The organism is Cytobacillus depressus (assembly GCF_008923245.1).
Taxonomy (GTDB): Bacteria; Bacillota; Bacilli; order Bacillales; family Cytobacillaceae; genus Cytobacillus; species Cytobacillus depressus.
Genome location: NZ_WBOS01000001.1, coordinates 329,613 through 348,617, shown reverse-complemented (window position 1 = coordinate 348,617; position 19,005 = coordinate 329,613). Strand labels below are relative to the sequence as shown.

17 protein-coding genes are annotated in these 19,005 nt (G+C 36.7%); 14 read left to right on the top strand and 3 right to left on the bottom strand.

Translation table 11 applies throughout. The annotated features are described in order from the left end of the window. The first annotated feature begins 77 nt into the window (after positions 1 to 77). The 8 genes from dinG (at position 78) to F7731_RS01615 (ending at position 8,867) form a co-directional block, all read left to right on the top strand. Entirely contained in the window at positions 78 to 2,885 is a 2,808-nt protein-coding gene (gene dinG, locus F7731_RS01650) for an ATP-dependent DNA helicase DinG (RefSeq protein WP_151533019.1), read from the top strand. Positions 2,886 to 3,211: 326 nt separating this feature from the next. Next, the gene (locus F7731_RS01645; protein WP_151533018.1) at positions 3,212 to 3,382 is read left to right on the top strand and encodes a YpmA family protein; all 171 of its coding nucleotides are present in this window, start codon (positions 3,212 to 3,214) and stop codon (positions 3,380 to 3,382) included. A gap of 14 nt (positions 3,383 to 3,396) precedes the next feature. Next, entirely contained in the window at positions 3,397 to 3,870 is a 474-nt protein-coding gene (locus tag F7731_RS01640) for a cell wall elongation regulator TseB-like domain-containing protein (protein WP_151533017.1), read from the top strand. Between the two features lie 201 nt (positions 3,871 to 4,071). Further along, a complete protein-coding gene (locus F7731_RS01635; RefSeq protein WP_151533016.1) occupies positions 4,072 to 5,262 on the top strand; it encodes a pyridoxal phosphate-dependent aminotransferase in 1,191 nt (396 codons plus the stop codon). A gap of 118 nt (positions 5,263 to 5,380) precedes the next feature. Next, entirely contained in the window at positions 5,381 to 6,676 is a 1,296-nt protein-coding gene (gene asnS, locus F7731_RS01630) for an asparagine--tRNA ligase (RefSeq protein WP_151533015.1), read from the top strand. 268 nt (positions 6,677 to 6,944) lie between these two features. Continuing rightward, positions 6,945 to 7,655: a DnaD domain-containing protein gene (locus F7731_RS01625; RefSeq protein WP_151533014.1), complete on the top strand. Its 711-nt coding sequence runs from the start codon at positions 6,945 to 6,947 to the stop codon at positions 7,653 to 7,655. A 31-nt stretch (positions 7,656 to 7,686) separates the two neighbouring features. Then, entirely contained in the window at positions 7,687 to 8,343 is a 657-nt protein-coding gene (gene nth / locus F7731_RS01620; protein ID WP_151533013.1) for an endonuclease III, read from the top strand. Further along, positions 8,340 to 8,867 (top strand): YpoC family protein, encoded by a 528-nt coding sequence (locus F7731_RS01615; protein ID WP_151533012.1) that lies wholly within the window; start codon positions 8,340 to 8,342, stop codon positions 8,865 to 8,867. The genes nth and F7731_RS01615 overlap by 4 nt, the downstream gene beginning before the upstream one ends. 24 nt (positions 8,868 to 8,891) lie before the next feature. On the opposite strand, the gene F7731_RS01610 is transcribed toward F7731_RS01615, so the two are convergent. Both F7731_RS01610 and recU read right to left on the bottom strand, forming a co-directional pair. Continuing rightward, entirely contained in the window at positions 8,892 to 11,507 is a 2,616-nt protein-coding gene (locus tag F7731_RS01610; RefSeq protein WP_151533011.1) for a penicillin-binding protein 1A, read from the bottom strand. A gap of 94 nt (positions 11,508 to 11,601) precedes the next feature. Then, positions 11,602 to 12,213 carry a Holliday junction resolvase RecU gene (gene recU, locus F7731_RS01605; protein WP_151533010.1) on the bottom strand — a complete coding sequence of 204 codons (612 nt, stop codon included), beginning with the start codon at positions 12,211 to 12,213 and terminating at the stop codon, positions 11,602 to 11,604. 114 nt (positions 12,214 to 12,327) lie between these two features. On the opposite strand from recU, the gene F7731_RS01600 reads away from it, so the two are divergent. From F7731_RS01600 to F7731_RS01590, 3 genes are all read left to right on the top strand, one after another. Beyond that, entirely contained in the window at positions 12,328 to 13,317 is a 990-nt protein-coding gene (locus F7731_RS01600; protein WP_151533009.1) for a DUF2515 domain-containing protein, read from the top strand. A gap of 372 nt (positions 13,318 to 13,689) precedes the next feature. Further along, entirely contained in the window at positions 13,690 to 13,962 is a 273-nt protein-coding gene (locus F7731_RS01595) for a hypothetical protein (protein ID WP_151533008.1), read from the top strand. Positions 13,963 to 14,062: 100 nt separating this feature from the next. After that, on the top strand, positions 14,063 to 14,443 hold the full coding sequence (locus tag F7731_RS01590; protein WP_151533007.1) for a YppE family protein: 381 nt from the start codon (positions 14,063 to 14,065) through the stop codon (positions 14,441 to 14,443). A 50-nt stretch (positions 14,444 to 14,493) separates the two neighbouring features. On the opposite strand, the gene F7731_RS01585 is transcribed toward F7731_RS01590, so the two are convergent. Further along, the gene (locus F7731_RS01585; RefSeq protein ID WP_151533006.1) at positions 14,494 to 14,676 is read right to left on the bottom strand and encodes a YppF family protein; all 183 of its coding nucleotides are present in this window, start codon (positions 14,674 to 14,676) and stop codon (positions 14,494 to 14,496) included. A 294-nt stretch (positions 14,677 to 14,970) separates the two neighbouring features. Here F7731_RS01585 and F7731_RS01580 point away from each other — a divergent pair, with 294 nt between their 5' ends. The 3 genes from F7731_RS01580 (at position 14,971) to F7731_RS01570 (ending at position 19,002) form a co-directional block, all read left to right on the top strand. Continuing rightward, complete coding sequence (locus F7731_RS01580; RefSeq protein ID WP_246197114.1) at positions 14,971 to 15,582, top strand: YppG family protein; 612 nt, start codon at positions 14,971 to 14,973, stop codon at positions 15,580 to 15,582. Positions 15,583 to 15,740: 158 nt separating this feature from the next. Beyond that, a complete protein-coding gene (locus F7731_RS01575) occupies positions 15,741 to 16,604 on the top strand; it encodes an ABC transporter permease subunit (protein WP_151533005.1) in 864 nt (287 codons plus the stop codon). Next, complete coding sequence (locus F7731_RS01570) at positions 16,597 to 19,002, top strand: ABC transporter permease subunit (RefSeq protein ID WP_151533004.1); 2,406 nt, start codon at positions 16,597 to 16,599, stop codon at positions 19,000 to 19,002. Before F7731_RS01575 ends, F7731_RS01570 begins: the two co-directional genes overlap by 8 nt. Positions 19,003 to 19,005: the final 3 nt, after the last annotated feature.

Sequence of the window (19,005 nt, the reverse complement as noted above, 5' to 3'; positions counted from 1 at the left end):
ATTAGGAGTCAATATTTCTTTTTCTTTTTCCGTTTTTATGATACCGTTTGATTGACTGAATGTTAGAGGTGTGTAGTATGTGTAATAAATTTGTTGTGATCGATTTAGAAACGACAGGTAACGCTCCTAAAAAGGGCGATAAAATAATTCAATTTGCCGCAGTAGTCATTGAAAACGGAAAAATTATTGAAGAATATTCTTCTTTAGTAGACCCTGCTCAGCCCATTCCGCCTTTTATTGAGGAATTAACGGGCCTAGATGATGAAGCGGTCAAAGATGCCCCTAGTTTTTCTGAAATTGCACCAAAAGTTCTGACTCTTTTAGAAGACGCATATTTCGTGGCGCATAATGTGCTTTTTGATTTATCGTTCTTGCAAGAAGAATTGCTTGAAGCAGGGCTCAATGGCTTTTATGGACCTGTTTTGGATACAGTCGAGCTGGCAAGGGTGCTAATGCCAACAGCTGATAGCTTTCAATTATCGGAGCTTGCGCTAAGAGAAGGATTGAAGCATGATCGCCCCCACCAGGCTGATAGTGACGCATATGTAACGGCAGAGCTTTTATTGCTGCTAATAGAACGGCTTAACCGATTGCCGCTTGCGACAATTAAGCAAATTCATAAGCTTTCTGGCGGGCTCAAAAGTGATTTAGATTTATTTATCGATACCATTATCATTAAAAAAGAAGCCGTAGTTGAAACGCTGCCAGCTGACTTAGAAATTCATCGGGGAATTGCCCTTAAAAAGCTTCAAGATGAGGAAGAAACTTCTTGGGAACAAGAAATAACTTACCCAATTGATCCTACTGTTAAATCTGGGCTTTTTGCGAAAGCATTCCTTAATTATGAAATTCGCTCAGGCCAATTTACAATGATGGATGCTGTTTATAAAGCTTTTACACATAAAAAGCATGCTTTAATTGAGGCTGGAACAGGCGTTGGTAAATCATTAGCCTATTTAATTCCGGCTGTTATTTATGGAATGGAAAACAGCAAAATAGTCATTATCAGTACATTTACAACACAGCTTCAGGAGCAGCTTCTTTCAAATGATATTCCTAAACTGCAGCGGATGCTTCCTTTTCCCATTCAGGCGGTCATACTTAAAGGAAGAAGCCATTATATAAGTTTGGCTAAATTTGAGCAGTCTTTATTGGATTTAGAAGATAATTACGATACCATATTAACAAAAATGCAAATCCTTGTTTGGCTGACAGAAACAATGACTGGTGATATCAATGAAATCAATTTATCGAGCGGAGGCTTCATTTTCTGGAATAAAATCAAAAATGATGAAACTGTCTTCCTCCAAAAGAAATCATGGCTTTCAAGAGATTTTTATTTAAGAGCAAGAAGCCAGGCTGCAAAATCTAATATTATCATTACGAATCATTCCTTGCTTCTAACTGATCTAGTTGCCAGTCAGTCTATTTTGCCGAAATATAGCCATGTTGTCATTGATGAAGGACACCATTTTGTTAAGGCAGCTAGTCAGCATTTTGGCTATTCCCTTGATTATTTAACGACAAGGTTTTTATTAAGCAGAATCGGACTGCTCGAGCAAAAACAAATGTTATTCAAGCTTGAAAACATCATAGAAAAAGCAGAGACAAAAAACAGTCAATTATTGCATTCGTTTGAAATCAATCAGATGGTTCAAGAGCTTGTTTTCGAAACGGACGAACTGTTTAAGATTATTGGGCTGTTTGCGAAAAAAAAATCAAAGTCAAGAAAAGGCTATCACCGAATTAACAGCCGTTTTCCATTAAATGATTCCAGTCAAGAGTGGAAGGCATTAAAAACGAATGCGGAAAGATGTTATTTTCATCTTAAAGATTTCATTCATGCATTAGAAAATAGATTAAATTTCATTAGTCTGTTTAAAGACAATTTATCTGCTCGTGACAAAGCATTTTTAGAAGAGCTTGTATCGATAAAAGAAAAATTTGAAGAATTAATAAAAGTGATCAAGCATATTTTTATCCTTCCATCTGAAGACTATGTTTCATGGATTGAAATGGATATAAGATCTATGCAAAATGCAACGACGGTTTATTCTCAGCCATTAAGCTCAGGACAATTTTTGAAAGATACGTTTTTCAGCAAAAAAGAATCAGCTGTTATTACTTCTGCAACATTATCAGTGAAAAATTCATTCAACTATATGTTAAATGAACTCGGATTAGCTAAGGAAAACTGTTCTTTGGAGCAAATTCCATCGCCATTTGATTATAAAGAGCAAGTAAAATTGATTGTTCCAGAGGATCTCCCTGAAGTGAATCATGTAACATTGGAAGAATATGTTTCTGCGATTAGTGAACATATTATTTCAATGGCAGAAGCAACAAAGGGGAGGATGCTCATATTATTTACTTCTCATGAAATGCTGAAAAAAACTTATGAGCTAATAAAGGAATCAGGATTTTTAACTGATTATGCAATTATTGCCCAAGGTGTGTCGAGTGGCAGCCGCTCAAGACTGACACGTAATTTTCAAAAATTTGAAAAGGCAATATTATTAGGGACGAACAGCTTCTGGGAAGGGGTTGATATTCCTGGGGAGGATCTTACATGTTTAATCATTGTCAGATTGCCTTTCTCACCTCCGGATGAACCGTATACAGAAGCGAAATCTGAATTAATTAAACAAAACGGCGGCAATCCTTTTTCGGATTATTCATTGCCTGAGGCAATTATTCGCTTTAAACAAGGATTTGGCAGATTGATTCGTACACAAATGGATAAAGGATTTATTATTATCTTTGATCGAAGAATAACAACGACTCAATATGGAAAGGCCTTTTTAGAATCCATTCCAAAGGTTCCTCTAATTAAAAGCAATATACAAGGGATTGTTGATTTAATTTACGATTCTCAAGAAAAATAAAAAGGCTGCGCTCTAACAAGCGCAGCTAAAACGTGAGTGGATTAGAAGAAATTTTAGATTTTTTATTCAAGCTTTTTTCTGTAGCTGTTATACTAAGATAAAATTAAACTTCAATTAGTAGGGGTTTTTCACTGATTATTAGTTGAACCAATCGGGCCATTACGGGCAGTTGAAACTCAACATTTTCTTTGTTTATACACGAATCCTTAAAGTGGGGTTCTTACTGCCCGTTAATCTGCGATAAAGTTGTTTCGTACATATAGTTTGTCCCAAATCTAGTTGTGTATTAATTACAAATTTTGTTGTACTTGAGGAGGAATTCCAGCATGGAAAGTAAAATTGAGGTTTTATCGACGGTGAAAATTCAGGCTAGCCCAGACCTCTATAAGGTTGTTGATGCATTAAACAGAACACTGAAAGAAAGCGATTTAATGTTTGGGCTTGCATTAGATAAAGAAGATAAAAATAAAGCTATATTTTCAATTTATCGTACATAAGAAGAGTGACAAATGTGAAAAAAGTAATTATTATAAGTTTATTGATATTTGTAATTTTTTTAGGGTCTGGGATTTTTGTGTATTTTAATGCTGTTGAGCCAGTGAAAGCAGCAGAAAAAAAAGCAGTTGAGATGGCAATGAAAGAAACGAGACTTATTCATGTTGAAGATTTTCAGCTTTATCATGGACAGGAAACGTATTACATTGTTAAAGGGAAAAATAGAGAAGGAAAGAGCATTTACGTCTGGATACCTGAAAAAGACGGAAAAATCATAGTTCGAAAGGTAGCAGATGGAGTTACAAAAAAGCAAGCTATTGATAAGCTGAGACAAGAAAAAAGTCCAAAAGAGATCATTTCCGTTCGTTTAGGTATGGAAAAGAATATCCCATTATGGGAAATATATTACCGGACAGATGGAGATTTAATAAATTATTATTATGTAGATTTCAAAACAGGTGAGTGGCTGAAAAAGATTGAGAATTTATAAAGTAAAACTTCATTCAGTGGGGGGCTTTATCCCCACTTAATGTTAGTTGAACTTATTGGGCCTATACGGGCTGTTGGATCTCCTACTTGAAAATCTTTGTTTTTCACAATTTCTTGATGTGGGATTCTTACAGCCCGTTAATCCGCGATAAACTGCTTCTCGAACCTTTAGGCTGCTTGAGAGTGAGTGGAGGAAAAGTAAATGAACGTTCAATTAGCTCAAAGAGTAAAAGCTTTAACCCCATCAACAACGCTTGCCATTACAGCAAAAGCAAAGGAATTAAAGGAACAGGGACATGATGTGATTGGTTTAGGAGCAGGTGAACCTGACTTCAATACCCCACAGCATATTATCGATGCAGCATTTGCATCCATGAATGAAGGACATACAAAATATACGCCTTCTGCAGGATTGCCTACATTAAAAAAAGAAATAATAAAAAAATTTAAAGCTGACCAAGGAATTGACTTTGATGTAAGTCAAATCATCGTTGCTAGCGGTGCAAAGCACGCTCTTTATACATTATTCCAGGCTATTCTAGATGAAGGGGATGAGGTCATCATTCCTATCCCTTATTGGGTAAGCTACCCTGAGCAAGTAAAATTAGCTGACGGTGTACCGGTATATGTAGAAGGTAAAGAGGAAAATGAATATAAAATTACGCCTGAACAATTGGCAGAAGCTATTACTGACCGAACAAAAGCAGTGATTTTTAATTCACCGAGCAATCCAACAGGGATGCTTTATACAGAAGACGAACTGAAAGAATTAGGTGAGATTTGCTTAAAGCACAATATTCTCATTGTTTCTGATGAGATTTATGAAAAGTTAATATATGGTGATCATGAGCATATTTCAATTGCACAGATTTCTCCAGAACTTAAAGAGCAGACGATTATTATTAATGGCGTATCGAAGTCTCATTCTATGACTGGCTGGAGAATTGGCTATGCGGCAGGAAATAAAGACATTATTAAAGCAATGACAAATCTTGCAAGCCATAGTACATCTAATCCGACTACGACTGCCCAATACGGGGCGATTGCAGCTTATGCGGGTCCGCAAGATATGTTAACCGAAATGCGCGAAGCCTTTGAACAAAGGCTAAATATTATTTATGACAAGCTGATTGCGATTCCAGGATTTACTTGTCTTAAACCACAGGGAGCATTCTATCTTTTCCCGAACGTAAAACAAGCTGCAGAAATAACAGGCTATGCAAATGTTGATGAGTTCTCTCAAGCCCTGCTTGCAGAAGCGATGGTAGCTGTTATACCGGGCTCAGGCTTTGGTGCCCCAAATAATATTCGTTTATCTTATGCAACATCATTAGAGCTTTTAGAAAAAGCAGTTGATAGAATCCATCGCTTTGTTGAGAAAAAAATGAAATAATATGAAAGCGGCAACTGAAGAGATCAGCTGCCGCTTTTCGGTGTTGCTTGTCTCTTGTATAAAAAGGTATAATATATAAGATGCAAAAGTGATTTGTTAGTTTTTGGAGGGAATTTAATTGTTAAAAACAACGATTTCTGAAGTATACAAATATGTTGATCAAGAAGTGAAAATTGGTGCTTGGGTCGCGAATAAACGTTCAAGCGGAAAGATTGCTTTCCTTCAGCTTCGTGATGGGACAGGCTTTATTCAAGGCGTAGTCGTTAAGTCAGATGTTCCGGAAGAAGTTTTCCAAGCGGCAAAAGCTGTAACCCAAGAATCATCTGTTTACATAACGGGAAAAATTCAAAAAGATGAGCGCTCCCCATTTGGATATGAAATGCTTGTTACTGGAATTGAAGTGATTCAAGCAGCGGTTGATTATCCAATTACACCGAAAGAGCACGGAACTGAATTTCTAATGGATCATCGCCATTTATGGTTGCGCTCTCGCCGCCAGCATGCGATTATGAAAATTAGAAATGAGATTATTCGGGCAACTTATGAATTCTTTAACGAGCAAGGATTCGTCAAAGTGGATCCTCCAATTTTAACAGGAAGCTCGGCTGAGGGCGGATCAGAATTATTTGCTACTAAATATTTCGATGAAGATGCCTATTTATCACAAAGTGGACAGTTGCATTTGGAAGCTGCTGCAATGGCTCTTGGAAAAGTGTTTTCATTCGGCCCGACATTCCGTGCAGAAAAGTCTAAAACTCGCCGCCACTTAATTGAGTTCTGGATGATTGAGCCTGAGATGGCTTTTTATGACCATGAAGATAACTTAAAGGTTCAAGAGGAATATGTATCTCATATTGTTCAATCTGTTCTCAAAAATTGCGAATTGGAATTGAAAACATTAGGCCGTGATACGTCTAAATTAGAGCAAATTAAAGCACCATTCCCTCGCATTACTTATGATGAAGCAATTAAGTTTTTGCATGAGAAGGGATTTGACGATGTTCAGTGGGGAGATGATCTCGGTGCTCCGCATGAAACAGCGATTGCTGAAAGCTATGACAAACCAGTTTTCATTACACATTATCCAACTTCTCTTAAAGCATTTTACATGCAGCCAGATCCGAACAGGGAAGAAGTTGTCCTTTGCGCAGACTTAATTGCTCCTGAAGGTTATGGAGAAATTATTGGCGGCTCAGAACGGATTCATGATTATGAACTTATGAAGCAGCGTATTGAAGAGAATAATTTAGATTTGGACACATACAAATGGTACTTAGAGCTGCGTAAATATGGTTCAGTCCCACATTCCGGCTTCGGACTTGGCCTAGAAAGAACAGTAGCTTGGATTAGCGGTGTAGAGCATGTTCGTGAAACGATCCCATTCCCACGTCTAATAAATCGACTTTATCCATAAGAAAAGCGATTTTTGTATTATTTAAAACATTTTTTGTTGTTGATTGAAGCGGTAATCAACCGCGCTACTTTCGATTAAATAGCAACGAAGTTATGAAAACGCCATTTGTAAAAAATATAGGTATACAGAGGAATCGTTCAAAAGACGATTCCTCTATTAATTAACAAGCAAGATTCAATGTCAATTAAATGAGCCAGGAAAAGTTACCTGTTTATTCTCCTAACAACAAGGTCTTTGTTCATGATATACTTATATGGAGGTGTCAGGAATGTCCAAAACAAGTATGTTGAAGTGGCTCCAGGAAGGAAATATTACAATCCCTGGGGTTTTATTATCTAACTACAAAGAAATGAATTTAAATGAACATGAACTAGTATTAATCCTGCATGTCATCTCCTTCATTGAAAAGGGGAATGCATTTCCTACTCCAGTTCAATTATCTTCTAGCATGACGATCTCCGTTTCAGAATGTACGGCAATACTCAGAAGATTAATCCAGAAAGGCTATATCGAGATTAAAGATAGCTACTCTACAGATGGAATACGCTATGAACAATATCATCTCGAACCTTTATGGGAAAAGCTCATCGATTATTTTCTTCTTAAAGAAAAGCAAGAAGCAGCTAGAGTGAACGGGCAGAGTGAAACTGATTTATATACATGCTTTGAACAAGAGTTCGGACGGCCATTATCTCCATTTGAATGTGAAACGCTTGCCTTATGGATGGATGACGATCATCATGATCCCCATATTATTAAAGCTGCATTAAGAGAATCCGTTATTTCCGGGAAATTAAATTTTCGCTATATCGATCGAATATTGTTCGAGTGGAAGAAAAATGGAATTAAAACGATTGAACAAGCAAAAAGCTATGGAAAGAAATTTAGGCAAAACCAACAGCAGCAAAGGCTGAAGCCAAATGAAAGCCAAGTACAGCAAACAAAGTCCATTCCGTTTTACAATTGGTTAGAGCAATAATTTTTTAATATATAATAAGTGGTGAAGAAAGTTGTTGAATAACAGTCAAATTAGATTTTGTCTTGATAAAATGGGTGAAATGTTTCCAGATGCCCATTGTGAATTAAATCATTCTAATCCGTTTGAACTTGTCATTGCTGTCGCGCTTTCTGCACAATGTACAGATGTTCTAGTAAACAAAGTAACGGCAAACTTATTTCAAAAGTATAAAAATCCACAAGATTATTTAAATGTTTCATTAGAAGAACTGCAAAATGATATTCGCTCCATTGGACTTTATAGAAATAAAGCAAAAAACATTCAAAAATTATGTCAATTACTAATAGAAGAGTATGATGGAAAAGTTCCCCGTGATCGTGATGAACTAACAAAATTGCCTGGAGTCGGCCGAAAAACGGCCAATGTTGTCGTGTCCGTTGCATATGATGTTCCAGCTATCGCGGTTGATACACATGTTGAGCGTGTCAGTAAACGATTAGGCATATGCCGTTGGAAAGACTCCGTATTAGAAGTTGAAAAAACGTTAATGAGAAAGGTTCCGATGGATGAATGGTCCGTTACCCATCATCGAATGATTTTCTTCGGTAGATATCATTGTAAAGCGCAAAATCCGCAATGTGAGACATGTCCATTACTTGATATTTGCCGTGAAGGGAAAAAACGCATGAAGAGGAAGATAGAAGAATGAGCGGGCAAGTCGTGATTCCGGTACCCAATGAATTAAAGAACCCGTTTTTCTTTTCTAATGAACATATTATCGTTAAGAGGGATGAGCTGATAGATTTAAATGTCTCTCATCCTTTTCTTTATGAGGCAGCTTTTTTTTCGCGTGTAGAAGCGGTTAAACCGTGGGAAATTCAAGATCAAAGCTTATTAGCAGTAATAAATGAATGGCAATTATTAAAAATCACGATCGAAAACTATTATAAGAATAAAGAACAAGCTAAAGTATTGGTACCAATGAAAAGAGGAATTTGCTTATTTCTTCAATATGTTTATTGGGCTAATGGTCTTCCAGTCACTCTTTCAAATGATCATGCATTCCAGCAATTAAAAATACAGCCAATCAACTTGTCAGAGCGGCTGCAATTCATTATGAAAAGACCAACATTATTTCAATCTTATAAACAATTAGTAGAACTTATGGTTGAGACAAATAAACAATATGTAAAGGAATTGGCAATCAAAAAGGCGTCTAAGCATAAAGCTTAGGACGCCTTTTTTTTGCATACATTTCTATTGCCCATCAGTACCTGGTGGATTGACAATAGGTGGGTTAGTCGGTTCGGAACCAGGTTCACCATCACCGTTACCATTGCCATTTCCCTGACCATGATCGTTGCCTTGACCGTGCCCATTACCGTGCCCATTACCTTGGCCATTACCTTGGCCATTACCTTGGCCATTTCCGTTTTCAGTATCCCCAGGATTTTCATTGTCAGAATCTCCAGGGCCACCAGGAACCCAAGGGTTTTCTTCATCAATGCCCTTATCGATCTCAGGAGCTGGTATTTCCACTCGAACTGTGGCTGCATCACTTCTTTGACCATCTTTTATCGCTGTTACTTTAAATTGATAAATGCCCCCAGGAACAGGGTTAGCAATTCTTATTCCTTTATCAGAAACTACCTGTAATGGCTGATCACCACCATCATTAATGGATACTGAAACTTCGTATTGAACATTTTCCATATTATCAGGATAATCCCATGTTAAAGTAATTTCATTTGCATTTTCATCATAATTAGCGTTTAAGTTTGTAGGTGATGCAAGTTTATCGTATTTCTCAGAAACCTCAGTAGGGGCATTGCCCTTAATTGCATATTCATAAATGATTTGATCTTTCGGTGTAAAGTGGCTCGCTAGCTTTGCCGGCTTGGAGCCTTTTTCAATCGCAATCTTTTCGACACTATTTGGAACAGGGAAGTCAGGTGTATTATCACCTTGAGAAACATGCTCCATTAAATTTTTGAAAAGGAGCTGGGCAAGCTTTTGATCCTTCGGTGCAATTGAGTTTCTACGATCTTTATATCCTGTCCAGACAGCTGCAGTATAGTTTGTTGTATATCCGGTAAACCATGCATCTGGTATACCGCCAGATTGAACATCCCACTTCTGAAGTTCATCGGCAGTATAATTTGTCGTCCCCGTTTTTCCAACAACATGCAGATTAGGAATATTGGCTAATTTTCCAGTTCCGTATGAATCTTTCATAACACTTTTTAGCATATCTGTAATCATGAATGCTGTATAATCTTTCATCACTGGCTTAGAATCAGGTGTCACATCAATCTTGGAACCGTCGCGCATGCCGATCGCTTTAACGGCATAAGGCTCTGTATAAATCCCGTTATTTCCAAATGCACTATAAGCTCCAGCCATTTGCATAGGCGAAACCTCGTATGCACCAATAGAATAGGATTCTAACACATCTTTTATTTGAAAACCTAGGTTATTAGCAAATTGTTTCGCATTTTCTGGGCCAACTTGCTGTAGGGCTTGCAGAGCCGGAATGTTTCTAGAGCGTGCTAGCGCTTCACGCATGGACATGAGTCCCATATGCCTACGATCCCAGTTATTAATTTTAGCACCGTTAGAGTATGTGTACGGTTTATCATCAAGCGTATAATACGTACCCCACTTTAAATACTCAATGGCTGGACCGTAATCCATGATTGGCTTAAAGGTGGAACCAGCTTGTCTTCTCGTATCCTGTGCAAAGTTAAAGCCCCGTTTAACAGTAAGATTTCTACCGCCGCCAATCGCTCTAATTTCCCCAGTCTTCGTATCAAGGAGGGTAATCCCTGCCTGGAAGGCATCATCTGGAAATTGAACAATCTCATTCGTATTTAACATTTTTTCCATATAATCTTGGGCTTTCGTATCTAAAGTTGTATAAATTGTTAAACCGTCTGACGATAGATCAAGATCCGGATATTTTTTATGCACTTCATCAATGACAATGTCAACAAAGGAATCATAAGGTGCATCGTTGTGCTTACGCTTATCTTCAGGTAAAAGACTGGATTCAACAGAAACCTTTTGCGCTGCTTCCATTTCCTCTTTTGATATAAATCCATGCTGATGCATTAAGGAGAGAACGATATTCCGTCTCTTTTCAGCACGATCCGGATGCTTGAAAGGATTATAATTAGCCGGACTTTGCGGCATTCCTGCAAGCATTGCGGCTTCAGGAAGAGTCAGTTCATCAAGGTTTTTCCCAAAATATGTTTGGGATGCAGTTAAAACCCCATGACTGCGATTTTCCATCCAAATTTTATTCACATACATCTCAAAAATCTCTTGCTTTGTATATTTACGCTCAAGCTGAAAGGCGAGCCATGCTTCTTGAGCTTTTCTGCTAATTGTTTTGTTATTGTTAAGGAAGGAATTTTTTACTACTTGCTGTGTAATCGTACTAGCTCCTTCAGAACCGAATCCGCGTGTAAAGTTTGCTAGAATAGCCCCACCTAAACGCTTAAGGTCCATACCATGATGCTTGTAAAAACGAACATCCTCCGTTGCAAGGAAGGCGTTTTCGACTAGCTTTGGAATATCCTGATACTCAACGTATTCCCGCCGCTCAGAGCCAATTTCAGTTATCAGATTATTGTCTTTATCTAATATTTTTGAAGGGATTGGATCCCTTAATTGCTTTTCATCCAGTTTAGGTGCATCCTTTACCATATAGGCAAAGGTGCCAGCACCGGCAAGCATGCCTATAATTCCAAGACCAATTAAAATGAAGAAGATCCGTTTAAAAATCCCTTTAGATGGCTTCTTGCTTTTTTTGTCTTGCTTTGCAGCTTGCTGTCTTCGGCGCTCCTCTCTTGATTGGTATTTTTCTGTCATTTATGTTCATCCTTTCTGACGATAAGAAGAGTTATAAAGTAAAATCGCTGGTCTGCCTTATGCTTGTAGCCCCTGATCAAGGCGCTTCCGCATTTCATTCAAGGTAATAAAGATAATCGATTTTATTAATATAGTCAATTCTGGGGTTATATCCTAAGGGGATTGAATGCCCGTGATTTTCAATCTCTTCCTTTGAAATTGACTTTCTTCCGCCATCGATCATCCTCTTCCAAAACATAAGTAAATGCTTGGCTTCAAGAAGGAATATTTCCTCTGAAGCTGAAAACCGCAATAGCACAAAGCATATTCCATCATGATGAAGAATTGTCTCCATATGCTTTATTTGATGATCATGGAAATTTTTTAATGGAAATGATGTAAGATTTTGCGTCTCCTTTGCTTCAAAGTCAATATATCTACCTTTGTATATCCCGTTATAGTCGGTTGTTGATGCCTGTTTAAAATAGGCTTCTTTAATGACAGCGGCACTTCTTTTCGGATAATCAACCTGAACAATTTGAACAGGTGTCGGCTTTTTATGAATGGAAGCAATTCCATTTGTTAAATAATACTCATTCGTCTCATTGATATCTTCCTCCAAAGTCATCCCGCGGTTGCTGTAAGACCACTTTTTTTCCTGCTTCGTACGAACAGTTTCCCGCTTAGCTGGAATATACTTTTTGCCGTTTGGATAATGGAACTTCATGAATCTCACCTCACAAGCTATTACCTATCATAACAAATCTGCGTGTTCTTTGGTTGAATAAAAAGCACCGATTTGCAAATGTTAAGCAATATGTCTTTTGGAGGCAGAACCAAGATGTTTTTTAAGAAAACAAATATACTCGAACAGTTGAATAAGGAAGAGCTTGAATTGGTCATAAAAATTAAAAATAAGACAAATGTATATAACGCCGATAATATTTCTCGAACAGATGCTTATTTCGATTTTTTTAACAAAAATCCAGAAATCATTTGGTCCTTCCTCGCCAGCATGGTGTCCCGAAATGCTGGTTGGAATATGTGTGATCTTGAAGGTGAATATTATCCGAAAATAATAAACGAAAAACTAAGGAAGAAATTATTCTTAACATATGAACGAGCAAACTGGCTTATTTTTCAAGATGCCTTTCCCCAATTGCTGCTCTATCAATATTCGACGAAAATAAATCGTCCAATGTTTCACTTATTAAGTAATTTCCATGTATCTACATTTATGGAAAGGGAGTGGCTGAGCTTTTGGGAAAGAAAAAACTTAAAAAAGCTAATGATTTCTCAAATTATTAATGAACAAAACATCATTCAGAAGCCAGTAATTAAGCATCCAGTCTCTAGGAAAAATGTCTTTCAAACACCTCAATTTTTTTTGCAAGATTGGTTTCATTACAGTTCAGTTCTTTTTCCAACATGTGAAGGTCAGTTGTATGGAGCAAGTGCTAATGGATTTAAATCACTATCAAAGAGAATTGATTTAGGGAAAAGGCTAGCGGATATTTTATTTAAAAACGAATTGTTCCCACAGTTTTACCAATTTGCGATTCGGACTACTCATACAGGATCGCGATATGATTATGAATATTATTTAATGAATAATCTTAGGAGATCAACTCCTTTTTTACGGTGTACATATCCAATCATTAAACATCACAGCTATAAAATGGAAGACTGGTCGAAAACGCGTCGCCTGAAGAAAAAATGGCTAGAAGAGAACGTAAATCATATTCACCCAATTGAAATGACAGAGTGGTATTTAAATAAGCAGGTTCAAATTGGGAAAATCATAAAAATATTGGAAGTGATAACAACATAAACGAGATACGAAAAATGGAAATCAAGCAAGCTGATTTCCACTTTGAATGGTTATGTCGAAGGCCGATTCGGTCCTTCTAGTTTTTTATTACCGTACCCGGTTTTTGTTTCTTCATGTGCAGCAGGCTTACTCTTCGTTTGTTTCGCATTTTTAGTCATCAGTCCACACCTCCATTCATTAGTCTGTACCGTACTTTATTTTTCCATGCTAAAAAGAAAATGTCGAAAGGAAGGAAAGGGGAATAAGAAAAACTACTTACTTTGACGAAACACTTCTAGTTTTGTCAACGGTGAAGGAATGTTAAATTGAAGAGCGAATAGAGAAAGCATAAGATTAACAATTCGGTTCCTAATTAGAGGGAGGGCTTAGAGAATGAATGAAAAAGTGAACGCAAAAGAGGACCTAATTAACATGCTGTCAGAAATTCACAACCAGCTTGAGAAATTAGAAACTGTACTTGATTCAAACTTTGCTAACATTCGAGAACAATGGAAAGATGATTATTCAGACCAATTATCAAGATGCTCTAACCAGCTTCATCTACTAGAAACTGAAAATGCTTTTCAAAATGTAAATAGCCAGATTGACGAACAAAAAGAAAGATTTCAGCGACCGACAAGCATTAAGCTTGAACTAGGGTTTTAATTACACTAAAATAAGATCGATATTTAGTAGCTGGAATTCTAAGCTACTTTTATTTTTGCCTTAAAAAGCTAAGAGCAAGTGAAATGGAGCTGGAATGAAAATGGGTAATATAGAATTATCAACATTAACGAAGGAACTAATAAATTATATTAATGTGATAACCGAAAGATTTGCAGAGGCTAAAGAAACAGGGGTTGCCGGTGATTTTTTCCTGGAAGTGAAGCCGTTTGCAGATGAGGTAAAAGGGGTTAATGATCAGTGGAAAAAAGAAGCGGGTAAGTGGGTCATACAAAATAAGCCAAAAAATTTATATTCCCAGCAGATCGACTCTGTTCACGAACATATTGAAACAATATCCGTACAAGCCTTTTTTCCGCAGACAAGCCGAGCGAGATTTAATCATTTAGTTGTCTCGTCGAACTACGTGTTAAATTATCTCCTCCAAATATTATTAGAAGAAATGGGCCCCCCTACCACTTGAATTCAAAAGGGGAGAGCCCAACTTTTCGATTGCCTGTAATTTTTTGTGTATTAAAGGGATTCTGGAACTTCTGCTCCTTGAGCCTCGAGTTCACGAACAAGATTACGATAAACAGAAATACAAATATCGTTGTGAATATACGCCTTTTTCGTAAAATCGAGTAATTCATTTACACTTTCAGGACTGTAATTCCTCAATTGTAGAAACTTCATAGTTAGTTCGTGAACATTCATGCTAAATTCCCTCCTCATATATTTTTTCGCTATTTTGCAAATCTACTTAAATATTTATTTAGCAAAAAAGCGAAAACTAGATGCACAACGGTGTTTTCTTTTTAATATCCTATCATAAAAATAGTGGTGTTCTTTATTTTTAAAAAATTGAGACTTCCGACATGATTCTTCACTGTTAGACAAAAAAAGTAAGCGTTTCCAATACATTCACACTTGGGCGAAATATTCATAAATTATAGTATTGATTTTTTATTTGGAGAGTCTTTATCTTTTCAGAAAAGGAGGATGTCTCTAATGTTTGGCAGAAGAGGAGGCAGAGCCAGCCATTATAATCATTACCTCAATCCAAATCACTTACACTATAATAATCCGTTTCAAAATAGTTGGAGACAGCAGCAGTTTCCTTACCATCCACCTACTTTAGGGAATTTCGGACCGTATAACAATCCGTATCATCAAAATGCTTATCCGTATATGTCTCAGCAAAATATGATGCATAATCCATACCCAGCAAATCCGTATTCCATGCAGCAAAATGGATTGAACATGCAACAAAATGGAATGAACATGCAGCAAAATGGAATGAACATGCAGCAAAATGGAATGAACATGCAGCAAAATGATTATTCGCAAAGTATTTTTCATAATCCATTAGATCCTGAAATGAACCAGAATATGCCTAATGGGAACAATTCTTATTTTGCTAATTCTTATATGAACCCTTACCCAAGTCAGTCCTTTATTCCGAAGCAGCCATCGGGAATGAAATCAATTATGAACTCATTTAAGACGCAAGACGGTTCAATCGATTTCACGAAGATGATGAACACTGCCGGACAAATGATGGGTGCTTTCAATCAAGTATCATCGCTTGTAAAAGGGTTAGGGGGCATCATAAAAGTTTAATAGTTACGGATTAGAAGGTATTTGCTAAATTTGATTTGAGCGAATACCTTCTAATCTTTTCTATTAACTATTAAATGATGAATATTAGGAAAATATGATTGACAGTAAATAGGAAATAGTGAAAAAATAAGGAGATGAAATACAAATGGGGGATGTATATGTTACGTTCATTACAGCAATTAGTGATTATATTCCTCTTAATACTCTCACTGGCAGCTTTACCTAAACTTATTACTATTCAGGAAGATGAGAATCGATTAGTTTGGAATTTTGAACAATTGCCCGTAATTTATGGGGATTTTATTTCTGAAATATCAAAGGGAAGTTTAGGTACATATCAATTAGGGACCCAGCGCCGTGAAATTTCGGAGGATATTGGAAGTAATTTTTTTACTAGTTTAAAAATTGTGTTAATCGGTGTCGGTGTATCAGTTGGAATTAGTCTATTTTTTGGCATTTTTATTAGCCGATTTCGCTTAACCAAATTATTTAATTTTATTTTAAATATCCTATCAGCAATACCTGACTTTATTCTGATTATTCTTTCAATGATGTTGGCTGTGAAAATTTATAAAGTAACAGGAGTTAGAATCATTTCTTTACGATCTGATGCCGGAGCATTAAATCTTTGGTTCCCAACCATCCTCGTTAGTTTGGCGCCAACTTTGTACATGTTTAAGCTTGTTTCCGTCAAATATTTTCAGACAAGCGGGGAAGATTTTATTAAAACAGCGGTTGCGAAGGGATTAAGTTTAAACTACATAAATTTTCAGCATGTATATAAAAATGTAGAGCCATTTATTAAGGCGGAGTTAATTAAAGTCATATCGTTAGCGATTGGAAATTTGTTTATTGTCGAGTACATCATGAATGTGTCGGGGATTACAAAATTTATCTTTCAGAGCAATGAAGTACAGCCGATTGCGATTGGGCTTTTCTCCATGCTAATTATTTCGGGTATCGTATATCTTTCTGTCAGATTATTACTTTATCTTTTTAAACGAGGATTTATTTATGAATAAAATATTAAACTTTAATTATTCTCTATATATTGGCATCTTATTTGTATCTATTATCCTTTTTCTTTGTTTTTTTGGACCGATGATGGCTCCTCATACGACGTTAGAAACATTGGAAACTCAATATAGAGATGGAAAAGTTCTTTCTCCCCCAATACAGCCGTTTATAAATGAAGAGTATCCGTTAGGCACAGATAAATGGGGATATGATTTAATGTCGATGGTTCTAAACGGTATTCGTTATACCGTATTCATTGGATTAGCGATCACATGTATTAAAATGCTTTTCGGAACAATCATCGGTTTATATGCAGGGACGTTGAAAAGGGTGCCAAGCTTTATAGTGGCCTTTGAAAATGCTTGGAGCTATGTTCCGTTATTTCTCATTCTTTATTTCTTTATGAGGCCAATAAGTTTTAATAGTCATCTAGAAACAAGTACTCTCGTAACTTATTTCATTTTGATTGCCTCGGCGATTAGTATTCCGAGTATTGTTTCATCTGTACGACTTAAATCTTCTGAACTATATAAATCAGTTTATATTGAAGCTGCCAGTATTCTAGGAGCGAGAAGGAATCGCCTCATTTGGAAACATATTTTCCCACAAATGAAGGAATCATTATTAGTCATGTTCCTTATGGAGATCGTCTATGTCATTACGATGATGGGGCAGCTTTCATTGATGAATATTTTTATTGGTGGAACAATTGTACGGTTTGATCCCGTTATTTTTCTTTCGGTGACGAAGGAGCTGTCGGGATTAGTCGGGCAAGCAAGGGGAAATATTTATGGAAATACACATATTCTAATGATCCCGTTAATCGTTCTCCTATTTACAACGATTTCCTTTAGTCTGCTTGCCAATGGCTTGAAGAATCGCTTTCAGGCAAATTATTCAAGAACTCCATGGATAAAAACGGGGCAAGAGCAGCGGATTAAGCCGAAACGCAAACAATTAAATCATACGAATAAAGGCTTCATCCCGAAAGGTGAAAAACTCGCATTTCTAATATTGCTAGTTGCTTTTGCTGGGGCAGGTACGTATGTATTCGTTACGAAGGATGCAGATGTAGGAGTTAAAAATTTTAATAAAGCAGCCTATAATATCCACTTAGAAATGGATCCGAACGGTGTCTTCAAAACAGAGGCAAATATTCAAATAAAGAATAAATCTAAAGAGGATTGGGACGAGCTAGTCTTTTATTTCATTCCGAATGTTTTTGAGAAAGGGCATTCATTTCACTCTGTTAAAGGACATTCACAAGTGGATATGAAAGAAGTGATCGTCAATGGGGAAAAAGTCGAATATAGTTTAGAAAAAGATACGCTAAAAATGATCCTCCCAAAGAAGATGAAGGGGAATAAAAAGCAACAAGTCAAGATTGTGTATGAATTTACGATTCCCGAGGAAGGAAATCGGCTGTCGAAAGAAAAAGACAATTACTATTTAGCCGGGTGGTATCCTATGCTTGCCACATATCAAAAAGGGAAATGGAATAAAGAAGAGTACAATGAAGGGATGGAAACATATCATACGGACTTTTCTAATTTTAAGATTTCATATAAGATTCCCAAAGGATATTCCATTGTCTCAACAGCCGATAAAGATCCAGAAATAAATAAAACTGAAGGCAAATTAAAAATAAAAAGAGTTAGAGACTTTTTTATTGCTGTTATGAAGGATATGGACCTATATGAAACAACGGCCAAAGACGGCGTTCAAATTCGATTGTTCACGAAAAGCGACCATCATAAAAGCATTGAGGAGACTTTAGATCTTGCTCAAGATGCGTTAAGTTTCTTCCAGGAAAACATCGGAAAATATCCACATCGGCAATTGGATATTATTCTTGATAACGGTCCGTTTATGGAATACTCCGGAGTTGTAACCATCAACCCTTATTATCCGGATACGTATTTTTATCGGAATGCGATTGTCCATGAAATCGCCCATCAATATTTCTACGGTGTGGTGGCAAATGATCAGTATAACGAAGCATGGGTAGACGAAGGAATAACAGAGTTTGCGACTTCGATGTATTTTTATGCCGGGAAAAATCAAAGTAAAGGACAAGCATTTAGTATCCCGAATCGCCGAATGGAAAGGATTGCAACATCGGATCCTCCAATCGGCAGACAATATTCTAATGTGCCATTGAATAAAGTGAAAAATACAGGCTTTGTTTATGGCCAGCCAGCATTGGAGCTGTTAAAAATGGTCGAGGATAAATACAGGTTGAAAGGGGATGATGTCAAAGACGTTAGTTTACAATTCCTTTCAAGCTATTATGACCATTTTCAATACAAGGAAGTGGATACACAACAATTTATTCGCTTTACGAGAAACTATTTCGCTGTACCGACGGGATATTTTAATAAATGGTTAGATACTTCTCATTAAAAA

What these genes read in the sequence shown, in the direction of transcription:
- recU (WP_151533010.1), bottom strand. Translation starts at nt 12,213, where the DNA reads ATGAAGTTCCATTATCCAAACGGCAAAAAGTATATTCCAGCTAAGCGG.
- F7731_RS01610 (WP_151533011.1), bottom strand. Translation starts at nt 11,507, where the DNA reads ATGACAGAAAAATACCAATCAAGAGAGGAGCGCCGAAGACAGCAAGCT.
- dinG (WP_151533019.1), top strand. Translation starts at nt 78, where the DNA reads ATGTGTAATAAATTTGTTGTGATCGATTTAGAAACGACAGGTAACGCT.
- F7731_RS01615 (WP_151533012.1), top strand. Translation starts at nt 8,340, where the DNA reads ATGAGCGGGCAAGTCGTGATTCCGGTACCCAATGAATTAAAGAACCCG.
- F7731_RS01580 (WP_246197114.1), top strand. Translation starts at nt 14,971, where the DNA reads ATGTTTGGCAGAAGAGGAGGCAGAGCCAGCCATTATAATCATTACCTC.
- F7731_RS01635 (WP_151533016.1), top strand. Translation starts at nt 4,072, where the DNA reads ATGAACGTTCAATTAGCTCAAAGAGTAAAAGCTTTAACCCCATCAACA.
- F7731_RS01570 (WP_151533004.1), top strand. Translation starts at nt 16,597, where the DNA reads ATGAATAAAATATTAAACTTTAATTATTCTCTATATATTGGCATCTTA.
- F7731_RS01595 (WP_151533008.1), top strand. Translation starts at nt 13,690, where the DNA reads ATGAATGAAAAAGTGAACGCAAAAGAGGACCTAATTAACATGCTGTCA.
- F7731_RS01585 (WP_151533006.1), bottom strand. Translation starts at nt 14,676, where the DNA reads ATGAATGTTCACGAACTAACTATGAAGTTTCTACAATTGAGGAATTAC.
- F7731_RS01600 (WP_151533009.1), top strand. Translation starts at nt 12,328, where the DNA reads ATGTTTTTTAAGAAAACAAATATACTCGAACAGTTGAATAAGGAAGAG.
- F7731_RS01645 (WP_151533018.1), top strand. Translation starts at nt 3,212, where the DNA reads ATGGAAAGTAAAATTGAGGTTTTATCGACGGTGAAAATTCAGGCTAGC.
- F7731_RS01590 (WP_151533007.1), top strand. Translation starts at nt 14,063, where the DNA reads ATGGGTAATATAGAATTATCAACATTAACGAAGGAACTAATAAATTAT.
- F7731_RS01575 (WP_151533005.1), top strand. Translation starts at nt 15,741, where the DNA reads ATGTTACGTTCATTACAGCAATTAGTGATTATATTCCTCTTAATACTC.
- F7731_RS01625 (WP_151533014.1), top strand. Translation starts at nt 6,945, where the DNA reads ATGTCCAAAACAAGTATGTTGAAGTGGCTCCAGGAAGGAAATATTACA.